Below are 7,985 nucleotides of genomic sequence, written 5' to 3' on the forward strand. Positions count from 1 at the left end.
AACGCCACGACGGGCACCTGTGACGTTCCGGTCGCTGGCCGACCGCCACGGCGCGCGCGACGGACCCGTCCAGGCAGCGGCCGCTGGGGAACCTCACGTTCCGGTCGTTGGCCGACCGAAACGTCACACGCCCGGCGGATGGTCCGGGCGGCGTCGGGTGGTCGCGCGGCCTCAGCGGCGCGGGGCCCACGGACCGATCAGCCGCAGGCCGGCGTGGACGGCCGGGCCGATCAGGAGCGCGAAGGCGGCCGTCGCCACGCCGACCGTGCCGCCGAGCAGGGCGCCGATCACCAGCACGGCGATCTCGATCCCCGCGCGCAGCAGCGCCAGCGGCCGTCCGGTGCGGCGGTGCAGGCCGGTCATCAGGCCGTCGCGCGGACCGGGGCCGAGCGCCGCGGACAGGTACAGGCCCGACCCGAGACCGACGACCGCGATCCCGCCGAGCGCCAGGGCGGACCGCAGCAGCGTCCCGTCGGGGTGCCCGATCAGATCGAGGGTGGCGTCGATCGCCAGGCCGACCACCACCACGTTGCAGGCCGTCCCCAGACCGGGGCGCTGCCGCAGCGGCAGCCACAGCAGCAGGACGACGACCGAGACCAGGATCGTGGTGATGCCGACGCTGAGGCCGGTCTGCTCGCCGACGCCCTGGGCCAGGACCGTCCACGGCGAGTTGCCGAGGCTCGACGCGACGACCAGCCCCTCGCCGATCCCGAACAGCCAGAGCCCGACGAGCAGCCAGAGCAGCCGTGGCGGCGACGCCCGCCAGCCGGCGGCGCCGACCTCGTGCGATCCGGTCGCCGACGGGGTGGCGTCGGCGACCGCCACGGCCTCGATCGGGGTCACGCGCGCCGCCATCGCCCGACCGTAGTCGACCGACGAGGCCGGGCCGCGAGCCGGTCGCCGATCGGTGGACCGGTCGCGCTCCGCCGGCCTCGCGTCGGAGAGTTCGGCGCCCGTCGCGTTTTCGGTCGGCCAGCGACCGGAACGTGAGGACCTCAGCGGCCGGCGCCTGGACGGGTCCGTCGCGCGCGACGTCGCGGTCGCTGAGCGACCGGAACGTCGCAGTCGCCCCCGTCGTCCGCCTCCGTCGCCGGCCTCACGCCGCCCGCCGCGGGTGGATGCGGCGTCCACGGACGCCGCGCCACCCGCTACGCGTGCGCCAGGGCTTCCTGGGCGACCGCCGCAGCGACCGCCGGGGCGACGTCGCGGTCGAAGACCGAGGGGATGATGTTGTCCTCGCGCAGGTCCTCGTCGGCGACGAGGCCGGCGATCGCGCGGGCGGCGGCCATCTTCATGCCCTCGGTGATCTGCTTCGCGCGGGCGTCGAGCGCGCCGCGGAAGATCCCCGGGAACGCCAGCACGTTGTTGATCTGGTTCGGGTAGTCGGAGCGGCCGGTGGCGATGATCCGGGCGTAGGGCTCGGCCTCCTCGGGGGAGACCTCCGGGTTCGGGTTGGCCATCGCGAAGACCATCGCGTCCGCGTTCATCGCCGCCAGCTTCGAGGCCTCGAAGATCCGGGCGCCGGAGAGCCCGATGAAGAGGTCGCGCCCGCCGAGGTGGTTTCCGGGGTGCCCGGTCAGGTGCTCCGGGTTGGACATCTCGGCGTACCAGCGCTTGACGCTGTTCATCGAGCCGTCGACGTAGTCGGGGCGCTCGGTCGACACCAGGCCGCGCGAGTCGGCGCCGATGATGTCCTTGACGCCGGCCGAGAGCAGGATCTTGGTGACGGCGATGCCGGCCGCGCCGAGGCCGGTCACCAGCACCGACAGGTCCTCCAGCCGCTTGCCGGTGATCTTGCAGGCGTTGATCAGCGCGGCCAGGGTGACGATCGCCGTGCCGTGCTGGTCGTCGTGGAAGACCGGGATGTCGAGCTCGGCCTTGAGCCGGTCCTCGATCTCGAAGCAGCGCGGGGCCGAGATGTCCTCGAGGTTGATGCCACCGAAGGTCGGCGCGATCGCCTTGACCGTCTCGACGATCGCGTCCGGGTCCTTGGTCGAGAGCGCGATCGGGAAGGCGTCGACGCCGGCGAACTCCTTGAACAGGACCGCCTTGCCCTCCATCACCGGCATCGAAGCGTGCGGACCGATGTCACCGAGCCCGAGGACGGCGGTGCCGTCGGTCACGACCGCGACCGTGTTCTTGCGGATCGTCAGCTCGTGGCTGAGCGACTGGTCGTCGGCGATCGCCTCGCAGACCCGGGCGACGCCGGGCGTGTAGGCCATCGCCAGGTCGTCGCGGGTCTTCAGCGGGTGCTTGGCGCTGATCTCGATCTTGCCGCCCTCGTGGACCTGGAAGGTCCGATCGGTGACGGCGACGACCTTCGCCTGCGGCCGCTGGTTGATCGCGGCGGCGATCCGGTCCCAGGCACCCTGGTCGCTCGCGGCGACGGTGATGTCGCGGACCAGCGTGTCGCCGGAGACCGATACCAGCGCGACGTCCCCGATCACGCCACCGGCCTGGCCGATGGCGGACGCGACCTCGCCGAGTGCCCCCGGCTTGTGGTCGATCTCGACCCGAAGGACGATCGAGTACTGCGCGGACGGAGAGCCGGTCACGAGGCGGAACCGTACTACCGGCAACCCCCCGTCCACGGCGCGACCTTGTATGCAAGTAGACCACGGTCCGGCCGGCGGTCGGCGCCCGCAAGCCGGGTACCGCCGACGCGCCAACATGCGGCCGGCCGTGGGCGTCGCTTAGCCCTGCTCGGCGTCCCACTCCCGCAGGACCCGCGCGGTCGCGGCGACGGCGGCGTCGGGATCCAGCCGCCCGCCGTGCGCCCGCCGCAGCGCGTCGAGCGCGCTCGCCAGCGCCGGCGTCCAGGCGAATCCCAGCCGCTGCTGGTCGGCCAGCGACCGCCGGGCGGCGTCGGCGCCGACCCGGTCGCGGAGGAACAGCACCGTGAGCGCCCGGACCACCGACTCGTCGACCATGATCCGCGGGGTCGGGTAGGCCTGGCCTCGCATCGCCCCGGCCACCCGTCGGAAGACCGGCGTCGCCACCGGGCGCAGTCGCGCGGCCGCCGCGCCGAAGATCGGGTTGACCCAGCTGTGGGCCAGCTCGTGGGCCAGGAACTCGACGCTGCCGACCGTCGGACGAGGCACGCCGTCGGCCCCCGGGGCCTCGAGGAAGAGCACCAGCAGCACCGCGCGGCCGCCGTGGCCGCGAGCGCTGAAGCTGTGCCCGCCGGAGAGCAGCCCGGGCGCGACGGCATAGCGGGCGCCCGGCCGGCGACCGAGCAGCCGCTCGTACCAGTCGACGATCGGGCGATCGCCGAGCAGTCGCCGGTCGGCGCCCTCGACCGCGGCCGCGTAGCCGCGTTGACCACGCAGGAACCCGGCGACGTCGCTGACCTGCGCGAACCGGCGGACGAGCGCCAGGTACCCCGCCACGTCGACCCGCCGCCAGCGTGGATCGAGGTCGCCTCGCGGGACCGTCAGCCGCCAGCGGTCGTCCAGCTGCACCGCCAGCTGGACCGGCCCGTCGTACGCGATCCCGCGCGCGATCAGCTCGCGGGTCGCCACCACGGCCGGATCGGCGCGCAAGCGACCGAACCAGGCGTCGACTGCCCGCGCGTAGGGCGTCGCCGCCTGCGGGTAGGGCGGCGCGCCAGCCAGCCGGAAGAGGATCGAGAGCAGCTCCACCCGCCGGTCGACGGCGACCGGCAGCCGCCGGACCGCCGCCCGCTCGGCCGCGGTCAGCGGAGCCGGCGGCGCGTCGGCCACCGTCGTCGCCGTGCGGACGGTGGACGTGGCGGCGGTCGACGGCCGTGGGGCGCTGTCGCCGCTCCCGCAGCCCGTCACCGCCGCGGGCGCCGCGGCGAGCAGCAGCAGTGCCGTCCGCCGCCCGCGGCACCCGGTTCCGGTGGCTCCCCTCGCTGTTCGGCTCCACTCGCGCAACCCGCGGCGAGCCTACCCGGCGGCCCGGCCGCCGCCGGCCCGCGCGGGGGCGGCCACGCCGCGCCGCGGGCTATCGTGGCCCGGTGGCCAACCGTCCCCCTGACCTGCTCCTGCTCGACGGCAACTCGCTGGCCTACCGGGCGTTCTTCGCGCTGCCCGAGTCGATCGCCACCTCGCGCGGGGAACCGACCAACGCGATCTTCGGCTTCAGCTCGATGCTGGTCAAGATGCGCGAGCTGCTCGGCCACGTGCCGACCGCCGTCGCCTGGGACGCCGGCCTCTCCGGCCGCGCCGAGATCTACCCGCAGTACAAGGCCCAGCGGGCGAAGAAGCCAGACCTGCTGCGCGCCCAGTGGCCGCACCTGGCGCCGATCGCCGAGGCGTTCGGGTTTGCCAACGTCTCGCTGGAGGGCTACGAGGCGGACGACGTGATCGGCTCGCTGGCGGTCAAGTCGCGCGAGAAGGGCCTGCGGACGGTGATCGTCACCGGCGACCGCGACATCTTCCAGCTGATCGACCCCGAGGGCATGGTCGCGGTGATGGCGACCGGGCGCGGGATCACCGACACGAAGACCTACGACCGCGACGCGGTGATCGAGCGCTACGGCCTGCCGCCGGAGCTGATCCCCGACTTCTACGGGCTCAAGGGCGACACCTCGGACAACATCCCCGGCGTCCCGGGGATCGGCGACAAGACCGCCGCCCAGCTGCTGCAGCAGTTCGGCGACCTCGAGACGATCCTGTCGTCGATCGACCAGGTCTCGGGCGCCAAGCGCAAGGAGAACCTGGCCGCCCACGCCGAGGACGCGCGGATCTCGCGCGAGCTGGCGCGGATCCGGACCGACCTGCCGGTCGAGCTGGACCTCGACGCGCTGCTGCGGGCGCAGCCGGACGCCCAGGTCCTGCGCGAGACGTTCCAGCGGTTCGAGCTGCGCGACCCGTGGCGGCGGCTCGAGCCGCTGCTCGACGGCGACGGCCGCCCGAGCGGCCCGGCCGGCAAGGCGGTCGAGCTGCCGGTCCGCGAGGTCGCGCTCGACGAGATCTCGGCGATCCTGACGCCGTTCGACGCGCCGGTCGGGGGCGGGACCGCGGCCGCCGAGGCCCGCCGCCCGGTGGCGCTGGCGCTGGTCGAGCCGACCGAGAAGGCCCAGGAGGGCGGCCAGCTGTTCGATCCCGACGCGGCGCCGAGCGACGGCGAGGCGGCGGCGAGCCCGGACGCCGCCGGTTCGAGCGCCGCCGCGCTGCGGTTCGCGGTCGCCCGCCTCGACGGCGACGCCCAGCCGATCGAGCTGCTGATCGGCGGCTGCGCCACGCCGGCCGAGCTGGTCGCCGCGGTCGGCGACCGGCCGGTCGTCTGCCACGACGCGAAGGCGCTCGACACCGTCCCGGAGCAGGTCAGCCACGACACGCTGCTGGCCGCCTACCTGCTGGAGCCGCAGCGGCGCGGCTACCCGCTCGACGAGCTGGCCGACGAGCTGAACCTCGCGGTCCAGGTCGAGGACGTCGCGGGCGCGACCGCGGCCCGGATCGCGCTGGTCGCGATCGACCAGCGGGAGCGGCTGGCCAGCACCGGGATGGACCGGCTGCTGCACGACGTCGAGCTGCCGCTGGTGCGGGTCCTGCGCGACATGGAGCGCGAGGGGATCCGGATGTCGGCCCCGCGGCTCGAGGCGGTCGCCGCCGAGGTCCGGGCCGAGATCGCCACGCTCGAGGAGCAGATCCAGGCGGACGCCGGCCGGCCGTTCACGATCGGCTCGCCGAAGCAGCTCGGCGAGGTGCTGTTCGAGGAGCTCGGCCTGTCGAAGAAGCGCCGCGGAAAGACCGGCTTCTCGACCGACGCGCGGGTCCTGCAGGCGATCCGCGACGAGCATCCGATCGTGCCCCGGATCGAGCGCTGGCGCGAGCTGTCGACGCTGGCGAAGACCTATCTCGACGTGCTGCCGCAGCTGGCGCGGGCCGATCCCGAGAGCCGCATCCACACGACCTTCGGCCAGACGGTCGCCCAGACGGGACGGCTGAACTCCAGCGACCCGAACCTCCAGAACGTGCCGGTCCGGACCGCGCTCGGCCGCCGGATCCGGGAGTGCTTCGAGGCGGCGCCGGGGAAGGTCCTGCTGTCCTGCGACTACAGCCAGGTCGAGCTGCGGATCCTCGCCTACTACGCGCACGAGGAGACGCTGCGCAAGGCCTTCCGCGAGGACCGCGACGTCCACACGGCGACCGCGATGTCGGTCTTCGGCGTGCCGGCCGACGAGCTCGACGCCGGCCAGCGCTCGAAGGCCAAGATGGTCAACTACGGGATCGCCTACGGCCTGACCGACTTCGGCCTCGCCGATCGCCTCGACATCCCGCGCGAGGAGGCGAAGGAGATGATCGAGGCCTACTTCGCCGAGTTCACCGGGGTCAAGGGCTTCATCGACTCGACGATCGAGCAGGCGAAGGAAGCCGGCGAGGTCCGGACCTACTTCGGGCGCCGGCGGTTGATCCCGGAGCTCAAGGCGCGCAACCCCCAGGTCCGCGGCCTCGGCGAGCGCTACGCGGTCAACACCGTGATCCAGGGCACGGCCGCCGACATCATGAAGCTGGCGATGATCGGCGTCCGCCGGGCGCTCGACGCCGGCGGCTTCGAGACGAAGATGATCCTCACGATCCACGACGAGCTGCTGCTCGAGGGCCCCGAGCACGAGATGGCCGAGGTCCGGGCGCTGGTCGAGCGCGAGATGATCGCGCCCTGGACCGAGGACCCGCCGCTGCGGGTCGAGGGCGGCGTCGGGCGCACCTGGGTCGAGGCCAAGTGAGGGCCCGGGCAGTAGCAGGCACGGGCTCGCCGGCGCGGGCTACGCCGTCTCGCTGATCGACAAGCAGACCCACGTGAAGCTGAGGTAAATCCATTTGCGCTGAACCACCGCGAGGTGGTTTAGTGCCTCTCGCGGGCCCTTGGTCAGGCCCGCGGAGACCATCAGCGAGACGAAAGTGTGGGGTGGTATGCGATCGCGCATCGTGGTGATGGCGTCTGTCGTGCTTGGCGCCGCGGCGCTGGTCCCAGCCGGGGCCGAGGCTCGTCCGACGATCCTCAAACCGCTCCTGCAGCCGATCCTCAACCCGCTGCAGGGGCTCGACCGGGGCCTCCTGGACCTCGATCAGGACAAGGCCGGCACGCTCGAGGAGCTGCTGCTGGAGTCCTGCAACCCGCTGTCGGCGGCCGACACCGACCACGGTGGGGTCAAGGACGGCGCCGAGATCGACCAGGGCACCGACTGCCAGAACCCGCTCGACGACGTCCCGCCGAGCAAGGACGCCGACGGCGACGGCTCGCCGGTCCCGCTGGACTGCAACGACCACGACCCCGCGATCCGCCCCGGGATCCCCGATCCGCCCGATCCGGACGCGATCGACAGCAACTGCGACGGCTTCGACGGTGATCCGAGCGCCGGCGTCTTCGTGACCCCGACCGGCGACGACGCCGCCGCGGGCACCCGCGCCGCGCCGAAGCGGACGGTCCAGGCGGCGATCGACACCGCGGCGCTCGAGGGCAAGGACGTGTTCCTCGACAGCGCGATCTTCTCCGACGACAACCCCGCGGGCGTCTCGATGAAGGACGGCGTGAACCTGTACGGCGGCTACCGCGCCGCGGACGGCTGGGACCGCCGGCCGATCCCGAGCGCGACCCGGATCGAGGGCGCGCCGCAGGCGGCGACCGCCAACGGCATCACGGCCGAGATCCAGCTGCTGGAGCTGCGCGGCAACGCCGACGCCGGCCGCACCAGCTACGGCCTGCGCGCGATCGGCGGCGCCCACGTCACCGTTCGCCGGGCTCGCGTGCGGGCGCTCGACGCGGTCGCGGGCGGCCGCAACGCCAACGGCGACCACGGCCGGATCGGCAAGAACGGCGAGTCGGGCGGCACCGGTGACGAGGACGGCGCGGCCGGCGGCGGCGGTGCCGGCGGCAACCTCTTCGGATTCGTCGGCGGCGCCGGTGGCAACGGCGGCAGCGAGGGCGACAACAACGGCGCCGACGGCGCCACCGGGACCGGCCCGGCCGGCGGCGCGCCCGGCGGCGGCGGCTCCAGCCACGGCTGCGACGGCGGC

Annotated in this window: 4 protein-coding genes and 1 pseudogene; 2 read left to right on the top strand and 3 right to left on the bottom strand. The window is 73.8% G+C overall.

Going from position 1 to position 7,985, the window contains the following annotated elements; translation table 11 throughout:
- Positions 1–171: 171 nt before the first annotated feature.
- The 3 genes from yczE to PAI11_RS03980 all read right to left on the bottom strand — a co-directional run bounded on the left by yczE (position 172) and on the right by PAI11_RS03980 (position 3,722).
- Complete coding sequence (gene yczE, locus PAI11_RS03970; protein WP_040598206.1) at positions 172–855, bottom strand: membrane protein YczE; 684 nt, start codon at positions 853–855, stop codon at positions 172–174.
- 293 nt (positions 856–1,148) lie between these two features.
- Positions 1,149–2,555 (bottom strand): NAD-dependent malic enzyme, encoded by a 1,407-nt coding sequence (locus PAI11_RS03975; RefSeq protein ID WP_007571112.1) that lies wholly within the window; start codon positions 2,553–2,555, stop codon positions 1,149–1,151.
- A gap of 138 nt (positions 2,556–2,693) precedes the next feature.
- Positions 2,694–3,722, bottom strand: coding sequence for a DUF4932 domain-containing protein (locus PAI11_RS03980; RefSeq protein WP_007571113.1), 1,029 nt, complete (start codon positions 3,720–3,722; stop codon positions 2,694–2,696).
- A gap of 257 nt (positions 3,723–3,979) precedes the next feature.
- Here PAI11_RS03980 and polA point away from each other — a divergent pair, with 257 nt between their 5' ends.
- A complete protein-coding gene (gene polA, locus PAI11_RS03985; protein ID WP_007571114.1) occupies positions 3,980–6,694 on the top strand; it encodes a DNA polymerase I in 2,715 nt (904 codons plus the stop codon).
- A gap of 208 nt (positions 6,695–6,902) precedes the next feature.
- Positions 6,903–7,985 (top strand): annotated as a pseudogene (locus PAI11_RS03990) (hypothetical protein); the annotation flags it as partial.

It is taken from the genome of Patulibacter medicamentivorans, assembly GCF_000240225.1.
GTDB classification, from domain to species: domain Bacteria; phylum Actinomycetota; class Thermoleophilia; order Solirubrobacterales; family Solirubrobacteraceae; genus Patulibacter; species Patulibacter medicamentivorans.